Genomic DNA, 16,386 nt, shown 5'->3' with positions numbered 1-16,386 from the left:
TGTACAGGATGTACGTGACGTTATGATGGAGGTATGGCCTACGAGATTCCGGTGACGCAAGCCAGGGCTGAACTCGCCGACCTGATCAACCGGGTGGTGTACGGCGGCGAGCGGGTGGTCGTGACACGGCACGGCAAACCCCTCGTCGCGCTGGTCTCCGCCGCCGACCTCGAACGGCTGGAGGAACTCCAGGAACCCGCGGAGGAGCAGGTGATCAGCGCGGTCTCCACCGTGCGACACGAGGTCGCCTCCGCCCCACGCGAACAGCAGCGCTTCGGCATCGCGGCCCACCACCGCGGGACCGGGCCCGCATAGACGACGAGACCCGCAGGGGCGGGGATGACGCGCCCGGACATACAGGTCTCCGGCCGAGCGCGTCGCGTCTCGGCCGGGCGCGTCGCGCGCACCATGATCACCGTGGTGCTGGGACCCATTGCGCGACTGCCCCCTCTCGGCTGCCTCCTCTCGGCTGCCCCTTCTTCGGGTCGTCACCGGCCGAGGCCCTCCAGGACCGGTTCACGGGCGTTGACGAGCGGGTCGTTTTGGCGGCAGGAGGCCGAAACGGATCACAGCCCGGTTAACGCGTATGAAACCCGGTCCCACTACCGTGCCCCTCCACGCCACCAGGGACGTTGCCCCGGGGCTGCGGCAACCGGGCCCCGCACGGTCCGGAGCGAGGACTGTGAGGTGGGACGTGCAACTGACCCCGCACGAGCAAGAGCGGCTGCTCATCCACGTGGCGGCGGACGTCGCCGAGAAGCGCCGGGCCCGCGGCCTCAGGCTGAACCACCCGGAGGCCGTCGCCCTCATCACGTCGCACATCCTTGAGGGCGCGCGGGACGGCCGTACGGTGGCGGAACTCATGGCATCCGGTCGCAAGCTGCTCACCAGGGACGACGTCATGGACGGCATCCCCGAGATGATCCACGACGTCCAGGTCGAGGCGACCTTCCCGGACGGCACCAAGCTCGTCACCGTCCACGACCCGATCGTCTGACGGGAGGCCGCCGTGATTCCCGGAGAGTTCCTGTTCGCCGAGGACCCGATCGTCTACAACGAGGGCCGCGAGGTCACCCCGCTGACCGTCCTCAACGCCGCCGACCGGCCCGTCCAGGTCGGCTCCCACTACCACTTCGCCGAGGCCAACCCCGGCCTGGACTTCGACCGTGCGGCAGCGCGCGGAAAGCGGCTCAACATCGCCGCCGGTACCGCCGTGCGCTTCGAGCCCGGGATCCCCGTCGACGTCGAACTCGTCCCGCTGGCCGGCGCCCGTGTGGTGCCCGGGCTGCGCGGGGAGACCGGAGGTGCCCTCGATGCCTGAGATCTCGCGTGCCGCGTACGCAGACCTGTTCGGCCCGACGACCGGCGACCGGATCCGGCTCGCCGACACCGATCTGCTGATCGAGATCGAGGAGGACCGCAGCGGTGGCCCCTTGCTGGCCGGTGACGAGGCGGTGTTCGGCGGCGGCAAGGTCATCCGTGAGTCGATGGGTCAGTCGCGTGCCACGCGCGCGGAAGGCACCCCCGACACCGTCATCACCGGTGCCGTGATCGTCGACCACTGGGGCGTCGTCAAGGCCGACGTCGGCATCCGTGACGGTCGGATCGCCGGCATCGGGAAGGCGGGCAACCCCGACACCATGGACGGGGTGCATCCGGACCTGGTGATCGGTCCCGAGACCGAGGTCATCGCGGGCAACGGACGGATCCTGACCGCCGGCGCGATCGACGCACACGTCCACTTCATCTGCCCGCAGATCGCCGACGAGGCGCTGTCCGCCGGTATCACCACGCTGGTCGGCGGCGGCACGGGACCGGCCGAGGGCTCCAAGGCGACCACCGTCACGCCCGGCCCCTGGCATCTGGCCCGGATGCTGGAGGCGATGGAGCAGTACCCGCTCAACATCGGCTTCCTCGGCAAGGGCAACACGGTCTCGCACGAGGCGATGCTGTCCCAGATCCGCGGCGGCGCGCTCGGCCTGAAGCTGCACGAGGACTGGGGCTCGACCCCGGCCGTCATCGACGCCTCGCTGACCGTCGCCGACCGGACCGGCATCCAGGTCGCGATCCACACGGACACGCTGAACGAGGCCGGGTTCGTCGGGGACACCCTCGCGGCCATCGCGGGCCGCGGCATCCACGCGTACCACACCGAGGGGGCCGGCGGCGGGCACGCGCCGGACATCATGACCGTGGTCTCCGAGCCGCACGTACTGCCGAGCTCGACCAACCCGACCCGGCCGTTCACCGTCAACACCACCGAGGAACACCTCGACATGCTGATGGTGTGCCACCACCTCAATCCGGCCGTCCCCGAGGACCTTGCCTTCGCCGAGTCCCGCATCCGGCCCTCCACCATCGGTGCGGAGGACATCCTCCACGACCTGGGCGCCATCTCGATCATCTCCTCCGACGCCCAGGCGATGGGGCGGGTGGGCGAGGTGGTCATGCGGACCTGGCAGACCGCGCACGTGATGAAACTGCGGCGGGGTGCGCTGCCGGGGGACGGACGCGCGGACAACCATCGGGTACGGCGGTACGTGGCCAAGTACACGATCAACCCCGCGCTCGCGCAGGGCCTGGCGCGTGAGATCGGCTCCGTGGAGTCCGGCAAGCTCGCCGACCTGGTGCTGTGGGAGCCCGCGTTCTTCGGCGTCAAGCCGCACCTCGTCATCAAGGGCGGGCAGATCGCGTACGCGCAGATGGGCGACGCGAACGCGTCGATTCCGACACCGCAGCCGATCCTGCCGCGCCCGATGTTCGGGGCGATCGGGCGGGCGCCCGCGGCCAACTCGTTCAACTTCGTGGCGCCTCTCGCGATCGAGGACGGGCTGCCGGAGCGGTTGCAGTTGGGCAAGCGCTTCGTCGCGATCGAGTCGACGCGGGGCGTGACCAAGGCGGACATGCGGGAGAACGACGCGCGGCCGTCGGTACGGGTCGACCCGGACAGTTTCGCCGTATACATCGACGGGGAGCTCGTCGAGGCGAGTCCGGCCGCCGAACTGCCCATGGCCCAGCGGTACTTCCTCTTCTGAGGGCGGCTTCCATGTCACGAGCGGCGCTCCTCGTTCTGGCCGACGGCCGCTTTCCCGCGGGGGGACACGCGCACTCCGGCGGAGCCGAGGCGGCCGTCAAGGCCGGGCGGATCACCGGGGCCGCGAGTCTGGAGGACTTCTGCCGGGGGCGGTTGCACACGGCGGGGCGGGTCGCCGCCGCGCTGGCCGCGGCGGCCGTCCTCGGCGTGGACCCCGTGGAACTGGACGCGGCCGCTGACGCGCGGACGCCGTCGCCCGCGTTGCGGGGTGCCGCGCGGAAGCTGGGGCGGCAGTTGATGCGGGCCGCGCGGGCGACGTGGCCGTCCTCGGAACTCGATGCGCTGGCGCGGGCGTTTCCCAAGGGAGCGCACCAGCCGGTGGTGCTCGGGGTGGTGGCTCGGGCGGCTGGGCTGGGGCCTCTTGATGCGGCGTACTGCGCGGTGTACGAGAGTGTGAGCGGGCCGGCGTCGGCGACGGTGCGGCTGCTGAGTCTGGACCCCTTCGACGCCACGGGGGTGCTGGCTCGGTTGGCACCGGAGGTGGACCGTGTCGCGGATGCGGCGGTGGAGGCGGCGCGGTCGGTTCTCGACGAAGGGGTCGAGGCGGTGCCTGCGGGTTCCGCTCCGCTGCTGGAGATCTCGGCTGAGGCGCATGCGCAGTGGCCCGTACGGCTGTTCGCATCCTAGGAGGGTGTCGCCCCCGCCGCCCCTACCCGTCCCACCCCCATGGGGGGTCCGCCCCTGCGCCCCCGGCGGGGACTGCGGTCCCCCGCACCCCTGGGGCTCCGCCCCGCACCCCTCGCGGGGCTCCGCCCCTGCCCCTGGAAGCACCGGACCAGTTGTATAGGAGCCGAACATGCATCTCGACCACTCCCACGACGGTTCCACCGCCGGAAGTGCCGCAGTAAGTGCTGACGCCCGTCGTCCTGACGGCAGGCGGCGTGGTCTGCGGATCGGGCTCGGGGGGCCCGTAGGGTCGGGGAAGACCGCTACCGTTGCCGCGCTGTGCAGGGCCCTGCGGGACGAGTTGTCGCTCGCGGTCGTGACCAATGACATCTATACGCGGGAGGACGCCGAGTTTCTCCTCAGAGAGGCGGTGTTGCCGCCCGAGAGGATCACCGCCGTGGAGACGGGGGCGTGTCCGCACACCGCGATCCGGGATGACATCTCCGCCAATCTGGAGGCGGTGGAGGACCTGGAGGACGAGGTCGGGCCACTGGATCTGATCCTGGTCGAATCGGGTGGGGACAATCTCACCGCGACCTTCTCCAGGGGGTTGGTCGACGCGCAGATCTTCGTCATCGACGTGGCCGGCGGGGACGACATCCCGCGCAAGGGCGGGCCCGGTGTCACCACCGCCGACCTGCTCGTCGTCAACAAGACCGATCTCGCGCCGTACGTCGGCTCCGACCTGGGGCGGATGGCGGCGGACGCCAAGGCGCAGCGGGCCGAACTGCCGGTCGTGTTCCAGTCGCTCAGGAGCGAACCGGGAGTGAAGGACGTCGCCGACTGGGTGCGGGCACAGCTCACCGCGTGGACGGCATGACCGCGGGCACGACCGGAGTGCGGGCCACCGCCCGGATGATCGCGCGGGACGACGGGCGGGGCGGTACGTCCCTGCCCGTGCTGGAGGGCGAGGGGCCGCTGGCATTGCGGCGGACCCGGGGGAGCGGCGACGAGGCGCGGGTCCTGCTCGTCGGCGCGATGAGCGGGCCGCTCGGCGGTGACCACTTCACCGTGGAGGCCGGTGTCGGGACCGGGGCCCGGCTGTCCGTCGGATCGGCGGCGGCCACCATCGCACTGCCGGGGCAGGCGAAGGGACAGGCCCGCTACGACGTCCGGCTCACCGTCGCCGACGGCGGTGAACTGCGGTGGCTGCCAGAGCAGTTGATCTGTGTACAGGGCAGCGATCTGACCGTCACCACCCGCGTCGACCTCGGCTCGGCGGCCCGGCTCGTGTTGCGCGAGGAGCAGGTGCTGGGGCGGACGGGGGAGGAGCCCGGGCGGCTCAGCAGCAGGCTCGTCGTACGGGTCGCGGGGCGGGCCGTGCTGGATCAGGAGTTGGCCTGTGGTCCCGGGGCACCCGGGGGCTGGGACGGGCCCGCGGTCCTCGCGGGACATCGGGCCGTCGGACAAGTCGTCGTCGTACGGCCGGAGTTCGCCAACGCGCCGGTGGCCGCGCGGGTGCTGGGCGCGGGCGCTGCCGTCGTGCCGCTCGCCGGGCCCGCCGTACTGGTGACCGCGGTGGCCTCGGACGCGCTGCGGTTGCGGCGGGTGTTGGACGAGGCCCTGGCGTTGGTCGGGTAGGGGTCGGAGTCCGCCGAGCGAACGCCTCGCTCCGCTTATCGGATTGGCAAAATAGGCTGACCACCCCTGTTCTCAGGCGACGCACAGCGGAGAGGATCCCCGTACTCATCAACGACGTACGGGGAGGGCCCCTTGAGGGACAAGAGAGTGACGAAGCGCGCGGCAGCGTTCGGCTCCGCCGGAGTGCTCGTCACGGCGACGCTGATAGCCGGCGCCGTGGCGGCGCCCATGGCGAGCGCCAGCGCGGACTCCCGTCACAGCGGTCCGGACCGCGAGGCCCGCGGCGCCGCGACCGCCGCCGCCGAGGCCGCGAAGGCCGGCATCGACTGGCAGGACTGCCCGGCCGACTGGGGCCTGGAGAAGCCGATCCAGTGCGGCTATGTCACCGTGCCGCTCGACTACGCCAAGCCCTACGGCAAGCAGATCAAGCTCGCCGTCGACCGCGTCGGCAACACCGGCACCAAAAACGAGCGCCAGGGCGCGCTCATCTACAACCCCGGCGGTCCGGGCGGATCCGGTCTGCGCTTCCCGCGCCGGGTCACCACCAAGGCACCCTTGTGGGCCAACACGGCCAAGGCGTACGACTTCGTGGGCTTCGATCCGCGCGGTGTGGGCCACTCGGCGCCCATCTCCTGCATCGACCCGCAGGAGTTCGTGAAGGCGCCCAAGATGGACCCGGTGCCGGACTCCGAGGCCGACAAGCGCGCCCAGCGCAAGCTCGCCCGTGAGTACGCCGAGGGCTGCTACGAGCGCAGCGGCGAGATGCTGCCGCACATGACCACGCCGAACACCGCGCGCGACCTGGACGTGATCCGCGCCGCGCTCGGCGAGAAGAAGCTCAACTACCTGGGCGTCTCCTACGGCACCTACCTCGGCGCGGTCTACGGCACGCTGTTCCCGGGGCATGTGCGCCGGATGATCGTCGACAGTGTCGTCAACCCGTCGCGGGAGAACATCTGGTACGAGGCCAACCTCGGTCAGGACATAGCCTTCGAGGGCCGCTGGAAGGACTGGGAGGACTGGGTCGCCGCCAACGACGCCGCCTTCCACCTCGGCGACACCCGGGCCGAAGTCCAGGCGAAGTGGCTGGAGTTGCGGGCCACCGCGAAGAAGAACCCGATCGGCGGGGTCGTCGGCCCGGCCGAACTGCTCGGCTTCTTCCAGAGCGCCCCGTACTACGACTCCTCGTGGGTCCCGGTCGCCACGGTCTTCAGCAAGTACGTCGCCGGTGACCCCCAGGCCCTCGTCGACGCGGCCGCCCCCGACCTGTCGGACACCGCGGGCAACATCGCCTCGGAGAACGGCAACGCCGTCTACACGGCCGTCGAGTGCACCGACGCCAAGTGGCCCACCAGCTGGAACAAGTGGGACCGTGACAACACCCGGCTGCACCGGAACTACCCGTTCCTGACCTGGTCCAACGCCTGGATGAACCTGCCCTGCGCGACCTGGCCGGTCAAGCAGCAGACGCCGGTGAACGTGAAGACCGGCAAGGGCCTGCCGGGCGTGCTGATCGTGCAGTCCGAGCGTGACGCTGCCACTCCGTACGAGGGCGGCGTCGAGTTGCACAAACGGTTCAAGGGCTCCCGCCTGATCACCGAGAAGGACGCGGGCTCCCACGGTGTGACCGGTCTGGTCAACCCCTGCGTCAACGAGCGGGTGGACAGCTACCTGCTCACCGGCAAGCTGGACCGCACCGACGTCACGTGTGCACCGCACGCGACGCCGAAGCCGTAGGCCCTACGCCGCGAAAGGGGGGCGGCCGTCGGCCGCCCCCCTTTCATGCGTTGAACTCGTGCGTTGAACTCACGCGTCGAGTTCATGCGTCGAGTTCATGCGTCGAGTGCGTCGAGGAACGTGTCCTCCGCCGCGTGGTCGAAGACGCCGCCATACGTCTGGAACAACTTCGGGTACGCCTCCCGAGCAGAGATCAACTCAGCGGCAGTCGCGGGAACCTGCGTTCCTTGTCCGCGTGCGCGGTGGCCGCCTCCGCCTTCACCACGGCCGCGTACTGGTCGACGTACTCCTGCTCGGACAGGGTCAGGATGGCGTACATGATCTCGTCGGTGATCGCACGCAGGATCGCCTTCTCGTTCTCCATTCCCGCGTAGCGGGAGAAGTCGAGGGGCTTGCCGAAGCGGATCACCACGGGGTGGATGTGGGGGACGACCTTGCCGGGCGGCTGGGCCTCGAAGGTGCCGATCATCGCGCACGGGATCACCGGGGCGCGGGCCTTGAGCGCCATCACGGCGACGCCGACCTTGCCCTTGTAGAGCCGCCCGTCGTGCGAGCGCGTTCCCTCCGGATAGATGCCGAGCAGTTCGCTCTTGCCCAGCACGCCGAGCCCCTCGCGGATCGCGGCCTGGCCCGCCTCCTTGCCGGACCGGTCCACCGGGATCTGCCCGGCACTGCGGAAGAAGAACGCGGTCAGCCGGCCCTTGATCCCCGGGCCGGTGAAGTACTCGGCCTTCGCGAGGAAGGTGATACGACGCTTCAGCACAGCCGGCATCAGGAAGTGGTCGGCGAAGGAGAGATGATTGCCCGCGATGATCGCCGGGCCGGTGTCAGGTACGTGTTCGAGGCCCTCGATCCGGGGCCGGAAGACCAGTCTCAACAGGGGGCCCAGCAACACGTACTTGAGCACGTAGTAGAACAACGGGTCGCTCCTCACTCCGGCGGGATGTGCCGGCCCGCCGTGTTCCAGCAGGTCAACCGGCGTGCTGTGGGGGTGTCAGTGTAGGGGCAGGAGATCACCGGGGGAACCGGCCCGATCGGCCATCCGGCCCTGAGAGCAGGCCTGTTGGGGGCAGGGGCAGGGGCAGGGGTCGTGCCATCGCACGCGTACGCGCGACGTCCCTCACAGCCGTACGATGACGAGTGCCGTGTCGTCCGTGGCACCCCCCGGCGGCAGTAGCTCCCGCAGGACGGCGTCCGCGAGGGGCTCGGGGGCCGCCTCGCGGTGCCGGGTCAGCGAGTGGGCGAGCCGGGCCAGGCCCGTGTCGACGTCCTCGCGTCGCCGCTCGATCAGACCGTCGGTGTACAGCACGAGGGTGGCGCCGTCGGCGAAGGTGGTGCCGGCCTGTGGTCTGGGGACCGGGTCGGGACGCGCGTCGAGCGGCGGGTCGGTGGCCCGGTCGAGGAACTCCACCCGGCCGTCGGGATGCATCAGTACGGGTGGCGGGTGACCGGCGCTGCTGTAGGTGATGGAGTGCTCGTCGAAGTCTATGAACGTCATCACCGCCGTGGCCGACTCGGCGCCGTCGACCACATGGGCGTACCGCCCCAGCACCTCCAGCGCCTGCGCCGGTCCCGCGGCGACCCGGGAGGTGGCGCTGAGCGCACTGCGCAGCTGCCCCATCACTCCGGCCGCCGCCAGCCCGTTCCCGACCACGTCGCCCACGGACACCCCCAGCCGGTGGCCGCCCACCAGGTCGACCAGGTCGTACCAGTCTCCGCACACGTTCAGCGCGCCGATCGCGGGCCGGTAGCGGACGGCCGCCCGGTGGTCACCCACCTGCGGACGGGCGGGCAGCATCGCCTCCCGGAGGGCCAGGGCCACCTCCCGTTCCCGGGCGTGCGCCTGGCGCAGTTGCTCGTTGATCTCCTGGAGCTCGCGGGCGCGGGTGTACAGCTCGGCCTCCAGGACCCGGATCCGTCCGGCGCTCTGGTCGCCGCGGGCCCGGATCAGCTCGGTGACCTCCTCGACCCGGTGCACCAGCAGCACCACCTCCCCGTCGGGGCCGAGCACGGGCGCGTTGCAGGGGCTCCAGTACCGCTCCCGCCAGTGCCCGGGCCGCTCGGGGTCCTCGACGTCGTGCCGCTGCAGCGCCATCGCGTCCCGTTCGCCGGTGGTCAGCACGCGGCGCAGCGAGGCCTTCAGGTTGCGCATGCCCGTCGCCGCGGGGTCGTTGGGGTTGTCCGGGAAGACGTCGAACAGCTGGCGGCCCATCATCTGCTCCCGCTTACGGCCTGCCGTGCGGAGGAAGTCCTCGTTGACGTCCGCGACGACCAGATCGGGCCTGAGAAGGGCCACCATTCCGGGCAGGGCCTGGAACACCGCCGCGTAGTCGACCGCCGAATCGTCCATGGTTCCCGCTCTCGCCACCGTGATCACCCCAGTTTCCCACGGAATGCCCGGTTCTATGTCATTCTGACGTATCCGTCAGGGATTGTTCCGCCCAGATGATCTTCCCTTCGGGGGTGAAGCGCGTGCCCCAGCGCTGGGTGAACTGGGAGACCAGCAGCAGCCCGCGGCCGCCCTCGTCCGTGGTGCGCGGATGACGCAGGTGTGGGGCGGTGGCGCCGCCGTCGTACACCTCGCAGATCAGCGCCCGCTCCTTGATCAGACGCAGCCGGATGGGTCCGGTGGCGTACCGGAGGGCGTTGGTGACCAGTTCGCTGACCACCAGCTCCGTGATGAAGGCCAGTTCCTCCAGGTTCCACTCGGTGAGCTGCCGGGTGGCCTCCTTACGGGCCTCGGAGACGATCGCCGGGTCGGCGGGCAGATCCCAGTCCGCGACCTGGTCGTCGCCGAGGAGCCGGGTGCGGGCCATCAGCAGGGCCACGTCGTCGTGCGGCCGGTCCGGTATCAGCGCGTCGACCACGGCCCGGCAGCGCAGGTCGAGCGAGGGCGCCTCCCGCTCCAGCGCCCGGCGCAGCCGGTCCCGGTCGGTGTCGGCCGGCCACTGGGTCCCCCGGGCCAGCAGACCGTCGGTGTGCAGGGCCAGCGTGCTGCCCTTCACCAGGGCCAGCTCGACCGCCTGGAAGGGCGGGCCGCCCGCGCCGAGCGGCGCCCCCTGCGGAAGATCGACGAACGTGACGCTCCCGTCGGGCAGTACGACCGCGGGCGCGGGATGGCCCGCGGCCGCCATCGAGCACTGTCCGTCGACGGGGTCGTAGATCACGTAGACGCACCCGGACCCCACCGCCTGGGTGCTGTCGGCGCCGACCGGGTCCGGCTCGACGCCCTCCTCCCGGGCCGCCGTCGCGACCAGGTCGTCCAGGTGGGCCAGCACCTCCTCGGGCGTCAGATCCAGCGCCGCGAGCGTGCGTACGGCGGTGCGCAGGCGCCCCATCGCGGCGGCGGCGTCGATGCCGTGCCCGGGAACCTCGCCCACCACCAGGGCGACCCGGGCGCCGGAGAGCGGGATCAGGTCGTACCAGTCGCCGCCGAGGCCGGTCAGCTCGTCGGCCGGCCGGTAGCAGGCGGCCACGTCCACCGCACACTGGTCGGGCAGCCGGTGTGGGAGCAGATTGCGCTGCAGGGCCAGGGCGGCCTCCCGCTCGCGGGTGTAACGGCGGGCGTTGTCCACGCACACGGCCGCCCGCGAGACGAGATCGTCGGCCAGGTGCAGGTCGTCCTCGTCGAAGGGCTCCTGGTGGCGCCTGCGGAAGAACGTGGTCAGGCCCAGCGTGACGCCCCGCGCGCGCACCGGCACCACCAGCACGCGGTGCACGCCCCGGTCCGGGAAGGTCGCGGCGGGGCCCTCGGGGGAGTCCGTGCCCCACTCCGGGGCGAGCCGGTCGAGCCGCTCCTCCAGCCAGGACCGACCCGTGACCAGACAGCGGATCGGGGGTGATCCGGGCGGGTAGACCACGTCCTCGCCAATGGTGACGGTCCCGGTGACGTCCGCGTCCGCCGACTGGCGTCCTGCCCGCCGCAGCCGCACCGGCGCCGCCCCGTCCGGCGTCTCGGACGCCGGTTCCGCTCCGCGCAGCACCGACTCCAGCAGATCCACGACGACCAGGTCGGCGAAGGCCGGGACGGCCACGTCGGGCAGCTCCTGGGCGGTCCGCACGATGTCCAGGCTGCGGCCGATCTGCTCACCGGCCCGGTCGAGCAGGGCCAGCCGCTGCCGGGCACGGTGGTGCGCGGTGATGTCGACGACGGTGTAGTAGATGCCCATCGCATGGCCCTGCTCGTCGTCGAGCCGGGTGAACGACAGCACGTGCGCGGTCTCCCGGTGCGGCGCGGACCGTACGTGGCCGACGTGCTCGTATCCGATGACCGTCTCCCCGGTGGCCAGGACGTGCCGCATCTGGGCCTCGACGGCCTCGGTGTCATAGCCCGGCTGCACGTCCGCCACCCGCAGCCCGATCCGGCTCTGCGGCGGTCCACCGCCGAAACGGGCCAGGGCGGCGTTCGACCACACGCACCGCAGGTCCGTGTCGACGACGGCGATGCCGATGGGGGAGTGGGCGACCATCTGCTCCAGGACCGCGCGCGGCATGTCCCAGCCCGGTGCCTCGGTCATCTCCGACAGCAGTGCCAGCCAGCGCGAGGGCCCGCGGGCCTCCTCGGTGGAGGCGATCCGCACCATGAGGCGGACCGGCCGCCCGTCGCCGCGCCGGACCGACAGCAGCCCCGCCCAGCCGCCGTCCCGGCGCCACCGCTCGATCAGCTCCGGCACCCGTCCGGCGTCCTCGGCGGCCACCAGGTCGGCCAGGCGGGTGCCCACCGCCTCGGTGGCCGAGTACGCCAGCATCCGCTGCGCCTGACTGCTCCAGCTCGTCACCACCCCCGCCGCGTCGAGCAGCAGGGGTGCGGCGTCCGCCACGTCGAACCGCCGACGGGCAACGTCGCGCTCCTCGTGTGTGCCCACGGCCGACCTCTCTGTCGCTGAGAGTGGTCTACCACTACCTGATTCAATCTTGCCCCTCGATGACGGGACCGCACGAGGGCGGGGTCGCAGGGGGCGCGCCGCACGGGGAACGGGGCCCCGCCGGGAGCGGGGCCGCGCATGGGGGACGGGGCCGCATGGGCGGGCCTGCGGGGGGTGGGGTCGCACGGAGATCGGGGCCGAACGAGGACGGGCGGCACGTGGACCGCAGAGGATCGGGACCGTACGAGGGCGAGGCCGCATGGAACCGCACGGGATCGGGGCCGAACGAGGACGGGCGGCACGTGGACCGCAGAGGATCGGGACCGTACGAGGGCGGGACCGCATGGAACCGCACGGGATCGGGGCCGAACGAGGACGGGCGGCACGTGGACCGCAGAGGATCGGGACCGCACGGAGATCGGGTCGCACGAGGGCGGGCCCGCACCGGTGTGGACCGGCGCGGCCGGTGCTGAAGCCGGCCGTGCCGGGCGCCTGCTGCGGCGTCCGCCTCTGCGGCGTCAGCCTCGCTCCAGAACCCTCTCCAGGGCCCCGAGTGCCGTGACGAGCTCCTCTCCGGTGATCGTCAGGGGCGGGGCCAGACGGATGGTCGAACCGTGGGTGTCCTTCACCAGGACGCCCTCCCGCATCAGGCGGTGGCTCACCTCGCGGCCCGTGCCGAGGGCGGGATCGATGTCCACGCCCGCCCACAGCCCGCGCGCGCGGAATCCGAGGACGCCCTTGCCCACCAGTTCGGCGAGGCCGTCCCGCAGGATCACGCCGAGCTCGGCGGCCCGGCGCTGGAACTCACCCGTCTCCAGCAGCCCGACCACCGCCGTGCCGACCGCGGCGGACAGCGGGTTGCCGCCGAACGTCGACCCGTGCTCGCCCGGGTGCAGCACACCCAGCACCTCCCGGTGGGCCACCACCGCGGACACCGGGACGATGCCGCCGCCCAGCGCCTTGCCCAGGAGCAGCACGTCGGGCACGACGGACTCGTGCTCGACGGCCAGCGTCCGGCCCGTGCGCCCGAGGCCCGACTGGATCTCGTCCGCGATGAACAGGCACCCCTCGCGGCGGGTCAGCTCACGCACGCCGGTCAGATAGCCCTGGTCGGGAATGACGACCCCCGCCTCGCCCTGGATGGGCTCGATCAGCACGGCCGCCGTGGTTTCGTCGACCGCCGCCTCCAGCGCGGCCAGGTCGTTGTACGGGACGACACGGAAGCCCGGTGTGAAGGGGCCGAAGCCCGCCCGGGCCGTCTCGTCCGTGGAGAACGACACGATCGTCGTGGTCCGGCCGTGGAAGTTGCCCGCCGCGACCACGATCGTCGCCCGGTCGGCCGGGACGCCCTTCACCTCGTACGCCCACTTGCGGGCCACCTTGATCCCGCTCTCCACCGCCTCCGCACCGGTGTTCATGGGCAGCACCATGTCCAGGCCGGTCAACGCCGCGAGCCGCTCGGCGAATTCGGCGAGCCGGTCGTTGTGAAAGGCGCGCGAGGTGAGCGTCAGCCGGTCCAGCTGACGGTGCGCCGCCTCGATCAACGCCGGATGCCGGTGGCCGAAGTTGAGGGCCGAGTAGCCGGCCAGCAGGTCGAGGTAGCGGCGGCCCTCCACGTCCTCCACCCAGGCGCCCTCGGCGCGGGCGACGACCACGGGCAGCGGGTGGTAGGTGTGCGCCAGCACCGGCTCCTCGGCGCGGATCAGGTCGGCGGACGTGCGCGTACGGACGGGAACGCGGGCGGGAGCGGTCATCAGCGGATCTCCTGAGTGCAGCACTTGATGCCACCGCCGGCCTTCTGGAACTCCGAGAGGTCGACGGGGACGGGGACGTAGCCGCGGTCGGCGAGGCGGGTGGCGAGGGCTTCCGCCCGCGGCGTGATGAAGACATGACGTCCGTCGGAGACGGAGTTCAGGCCGAACGTCATCGCGTCGTCGCGGGTGGCGAGCACCGCGTCCGGGTACAGCCGGGCAAGCACCTCGCGGCTGCCCGTGGAGAACGCCTCCGGGTAGTAGACGATGTTTCCCGCGCGCCCGCCGTCCAACACGAACAGCGCCGTGTCCAGGTGGTAGAAGTACGGGTCGACCAGCGTCAGGCTGATCACCGGGTGACCGAAGAACTCCTGGACCTCGCGGTGCGCCTCCCGGGTCGTGCGGAACCCGGTGCCGGCCAGCATGTACCGGCCCGTCCACACCAGGTCCCCCTCGCCCTCGCAGACGGACCCGGGCCGGTGGACGTCGTAGCCCGCCGTCCTGAACCAGGTGTCGTAGTGCGTGGACTCGGGGCGGCGCTCGGGCGCGTGGAAGAGGGAGCCGAAGACGCGGCCGTCGACGACGACCGCCGAGTTCGCGGCGAAGACCATGTCCGGGAGGCCGCGGACCGGCTCCACGACATCCACGTCGTGGCCGTGCGCCCGGTAGACGCGGATGAGCTGCTGCCACTGCTCCCGGGCCAGATCGACGTCGACCTCGGTGTCGGGATGCATCCAGGGATTGATCGCGTACTGCACGGCGAAGTGTCTGGGTTCGCAGACGAGGAATCGTCGGCGGCGAGGCACACGGGAATCGGACACAGAGGGGTTCCTCCGCTTCCTGCGGTGTGACTGAGTGGTCACTGAGGGGTGACACCACGGTAGGAAGTGACGGATACCGCCGACAAGGAAGAAGAATTGCGTGTCCGCGCAGGATCGCTGCGTCTTTCTTCCGTTCAGCGCACGTCTGCTGCGCTCCCCGGCGTTTCCTCCGGCGCGGGCTGGCTGGCGCCCGCCTCCGGGCTTTCCGGGAGGAGATGGGACAGGACCATCACACTGATCGTCTTCCTGATGAACGGCTCCACGCGGATCCGCTCCAGCACCTCCTCGAAGTGCTCGACATCCCGCGCGCGGACGTGCAGCAGCGCGTCAGCGCCGCCCGTCACGGTCATCGCCGCGGTGATCTCCGGGTGGTTGCGGACCACTTCGGCGAGCCGCCTCGGCGGGGCCGCGCCCTCGCAGTACACCTCGACGTACGCCTCCGTGAGCCAGCCCAGCGCCGACGGCTTCACCGTGGCCGTGAACCCGGTGATCACGCCCGTGTCCCGCAGCCGGTCCACCCTCCGCTTCACCGCCGTCGAGGACAGTCCGACCACCGCACCGATCTCGGCGAAACTCGTCCTGGCGTTCGCCATCAGCGCGGTGAGGATCTTCCGGTCGAGCTCGTCGAACGGCGTGGGCCTGTTGTGCATGCGGGCACTGTATCCAGGGGGAGCTCCGAACCCCCGGCACGTGTCAAGGCGTACGAAATGCTCCTACACTCCGGGTTCATGCTGCGTGCCCTGGCTGTCGACGACGAACGCCCCTCGCTGGAGGAGCTGCTCTACCTCCTGAACGCCGATCCCCGTATAGGCAGCGCCGAGGGTGCCGGTGACGCGACGGAGGCCCTGCGCCGCATCAACCGCGCGCTGGAGTCGGGGCCGCACGGGCCGGAGGCGATCGACGTGGTCTTCCTCGACATCAACATGCCCGGCCTCGACGGACTCGACCTCGCCCGCCTGCTCACCGGGTTCGCCAAGCCGCCGCTGGTCGTGTTCGTCACCGCGCACGAGGACTTCGCCGTCCAGGCCTTCGACCTCAAGGCCGTCGACTACGTGCTGAAACCCGTCCGTAAGGAGCGCCTGGCGGAAGCCGTCCGCCGGGCCGCCGAGCGCAGCGACTCCGCGCCCCGGATACCCGTGCACGAACCCGACCCGGGCCACCTGCCCGTCGAACTCGGCGGCGTGACCCGCTTCGTCGCCGTGGACGACATCACCCACGTCGAGGCACAGGGCGACTACGCCCGGCTGCACACCGACAAGGGCAGCCACCTCGTACGGATCCCGCTGTCCACCCTGGAGGAGCGCTGGCGCTCCCGAGGCTTCGTCCGCATCCACCGCCGCCACCTCGTCGCCCTGCGCCACATCGGCGAACTCCGCCTGGACGCGGGTACGGTGAGTGTCCTGGTCGGTTCCGAGGAACTCCAGGTCAGCCGCCGCCACACCCGCGAGCTGCGGGACCTGCTGATGAGGAGGGCGTGACGGTGCCCCAGAACCCCACCGAACGCCGAGTCGTCGTCACCGGCCCGCCCCGTCGCATACGCCACGTCTCCGGCTACTACCGCCCGCGCACCGAGATCGACGAACAGACCACTCTCGGCCACACCTACGTCCGTTCCCTGATGCGCACCCAACTGCGCGCCGCCCTCGCCGTGTTCGCGTTCCTCGTCCTGCTCATCGGCCCCTTGCCGCTGCTCTTCGCGGCGCTGCCGGACGCGCGCCGCCTCGAATGGGCCGTCCTCGGCTTCGGCCTCTACGTCCCGCTGGTCCTGCTCGCCCGCTGGTACGTGCGACGCGCCGAACGCAACGAGCGGGACTTCGTGCGCCTCGTACAGGACCGATGAACTGACCACGGATGAGCTGGATGAGCTGACC

At 71.3% G+C, this 16,386-nt stretch carries 16 protein-coding genes; 10 read left to right on the top strand and 6 right to left on the bottom strand.

All coding sequences use genetic code 11. From position 1 onward, the window contains the following. The first annotated feature begins 33 nt into the window (after positions 1–33). From M2271_RS04650 to M2271_RS04615, 8 genes are all read left to right on the top strand, one after another. Complete coding sequence (locus tag M2271_RS04650) at positions 34–315, top strand: type II toxin-antitoxin system Phd/YefM family antitoxin (RefSeq protein ID WP_280885799.1); 282 nt, start codon at positions 34–36, stop codon at positions 313–315. A gap of 379 nt (positions 316–694) precedes the next feature. Next, on the top strand, positions 695–997 hold the full coding sequence (locus tag M2271_RS04645) for an urease subunit gamma (RefSeq protein ID WP_164425936.1): 303 nt from the start codon (positions 695–697) through the stop codon (positions 995–997). Between the two features lie 12 nt (positions 998–1,009). Further along, on the top strand, positions 1,010–1,321 hold the full coding sequence (locus tag M2271_RS04640; RefSeq protein WP_280885798.1) for an urease subunit beta: 312 nt from the start codon (positions 1,010–1,012) through the stop codon (positions 1,319–1,321). Beyond that, a complete protein-coding gene (locus tag M2271_RS04635; protein ID WP_280885797.1) occupies positions 1,314–3,035 on the top strand; it encodes an urease subunit alpha in 1,722 nt (573 codons plus the stop codon). The genes M2271_RS04640 and M2271_RS04635 overlap by 8 nt, the downstream gene beginning before the upstream one ends. 11 nt (positions 3,036–3,046) lie before the next feature. Further along, positions 3,047–3,721 (top strand): urease accessory UreF family protein, encoded by a 675-nt coding sequence (locus M2271_RS04630; protein ID WP_280885796.1) that lies wholly within the window; start codon positions 3,047–3,049, stop codon positions 3,719–3,721. A 169-nt stretch (positions 3,722–3,890) separates the two neighbouring features. Then, positions 3,891–4,580, top strand: coding sequence for an urease accessory protein UreG (gene ureG / locus M2271_RS04625; protein WP_280885795.1), 690 nt, complete (start codon positions 3,891–3,893; stop codon positions 4,578–4,580). Continuing rightward, a complete protein-coding gene (locus tag M2271_RS04620) occupies positions 4,577–5,341 on the top strand; it encodes an urease accessory protein UreD (protein WP_280885961.1) in 765 nt (254 codons plus the stop codon). Before ureG ends, M2271_RS04620 begins: the two co-directional genes overlap by 4 nt. A gap of 132 nt (positions 5,342–5,473) precedes the next feature. After that, on the top strand, positions 5,474–7,078 hold the full coding sequence (locus M2271_RS04615; RefSeq protein WP_280885794.1) for an alpha/beta hydrolase: 1,605 nt from the start codon (positions 5,474–5,476) through the stop codon (positions 7,076–7,078). Between the two features lie 193 nt (positions 7,079–7,271). On the opposite strand, the gene M2271_RS04610 is transcribed toward M2271_RS04615, so the two are convergent. The 6 genes from M2271_RS04610 to M2271_RS04585 all read right to left on the bottom strand — a co-directional run bounded on the left by M2271_RS04610 (position 7,272) and on the right by M2271_RS04585 (position 15,165). Further along, entirely contained in the window at positions 7,272–7,997 is a 726-nt protein-coding gene (locus tag M2271_RS04610) for a lysophospholipid acyltransferase family protein (RefSeq protein WP_280885793.1), read from the bottom strand. 201 nt (positions 7,998–8,198) lie between these two features. Beyond that, positions 8,199–9,428 carry a SpoIIE family protein phosphatase gene (locus tag M2271_RS04605; protein ID WP_280885792.1) on the bottom strand — a complete coding sequence of 410 codons (1,230 nt, stop codon included), beginning with the start codon at positions 9,426–9,428 and terminating at the stop codon, positions 8,199–8,201. Positions 9,429–9,486: 58 nt separating this feature from the next. Then, positions 9,487–11,943: a SpoIIE family protein phosphatase gene (locus M2271_RS04600; RefSeq protein ID WP_280885791.1), complete on the bottom strand. Its 2,457-nt coding sequence runs from the start codon at positions 11,941–11,943 to the stop codon at positions 9,487–9,489. 518 nt (positions 11,944–12,461) lie between these two features. Beyond that, positions 12,462–13,697 (bottom strand): ornithine--oxo-acid transaminase, encoded by a 1,236-nt coding sequence (rocD, locus tag M2271_RS04595; RefSeq protein WP_280885790.1) that lies wholly within the window; start codon positions 13,695–13,697, stop codon positions 12,462–12,464. Next, the gene (gene ddaH / locus M2271_RS04590) at positions 13,697–14,515 is read right to left on the bottom strand and encodes a dimethylargininase (RefSeq protein ID WP_280885789.1); all 819 of its coding nucleotides are present in this window, start codon (positions 14,513–14,515) and stop codon (positions 13,697–13,699) included. The genes rocD and ddaH overlap by 1 nt, the downstream gene beginning before the upstream one ends. Before the next feature lie 134 nt (positions 14,516–14,649). Continuing rightward, a complete protein-coding gene (locus tag M2271_RS04585; RefSeq protein WP_280885788.1) occupies positions 14,650–15,165 on the bottom strand; it encodes an Lrp/AsnC family transcriptional regulator in 516 nt (171 codons plus the stop codon). A 78-nt stretch (positions 15,166–15,243) separates the two neighbouring features. Between M2271_RS04585 and M2271_RS04580 the strand changes: the two genes are divergently transcribed. Then, complete coding sequence (locus M2271_RS04580; protein WP_280885787.1) at positions 15,244–15,993, top strand: LytTR family transcriptional regulator DNA-binding domain-containing protein; 750 nt, start codon at positions 15,244–15,246, stop codon at positions 15,991–15,993. Positions 15,994–15,995: 2 nt separating this feature from the next. After that, entirely contained in the window at positions 15,996–16,355 is a 360-nt protein-coding gene (locus M2271_RS04575) for a hypothetical protein (RefSeq protein ID WP_280885960.1), read from the top strand. The last annotated feature ends 31 nt before the right edge of the window (positions 16,356–16,386 follow it).

The organism is Streptomyces sp. LBL (assembly GCF_029893585.1).
In the GTDB taxonomy this organism is placed as follows: Bacteria; Actinomycetota; Actinomycetes; order Streptomycetales; family Streptomycetaceae; genus Streptomyces.
Note: the sequence above shows the minus strand (reverse complement) of the source record. Positions and strands in the feature narration are given on the sequence as shown.

Excerpts from the sequence above, each read along its gene's own strand:
- M2271_RS04650 (WP_280885799.1), top strand. The coding sequence starts at position 34 with ATGGCCTACGAGATTCCGGTGACGCAAGCCAGGGCTGAACTCGCCGAC.
- M2271_RS04635 (WP_280885797.1), top strand. The coding sequence starts at position 1,314 with ATGCCTGAGATCTCGCGTGCCGCGTACGCAGACCTGTTCGGCCCGACG.
- M2271_RS04630 (WP_280885796.1), top strand. The coding sequence starts at position 3,047 with ATGTCACGAGCGGCGCTCCTCGTTCTGGCCGACGGCCGCTTTCCCGCG.
- ureG (WP_280885795.1), top strand. The coding sequence starts at position 3,891 with ATGCATCTCGACCACTCCCACGACGGTTCCACCGCCGGAAGTGCCGCA.
- M2271_RS04620 (WP_280885961.1), top strand. The coding sequence starts at position 4,577 with ATGACCGCGGGCACGACCGGAGTGCGGGCCACCGCCCGGATGATCGCG.
- M2271_RS04605 (WP_280885792.1), bottom strand. The coding sequence starts at position 9,428 with ATGGACGATTCGGCGGTCGACTACGCGGCGGTGTTCCAGGCCCTGCCC.
- rocD (WP_280885790.1), bottom strand. The coding sequence starts at position 13,697 with ATGACCGCTCCCGCCCGCGTTCCCGTCCGTACGCGCACGTCCGCCGAC.
- M2271_RS04585 (WP_280885788.1), bottom strand. The coding sequence starts at position 15,165 with ATGCACAACAGGCCCACGCCGTTCGACGAGCTCGACCGGAAGATCCTC.
- M2271_RS04580 (WP_280885787.1), top strand. The coding sequence starts at position 15,244 with ATGCTGCGTGCCCTGGCTGTCGACGACGAACGCCCCTCGCTGGAGGAG.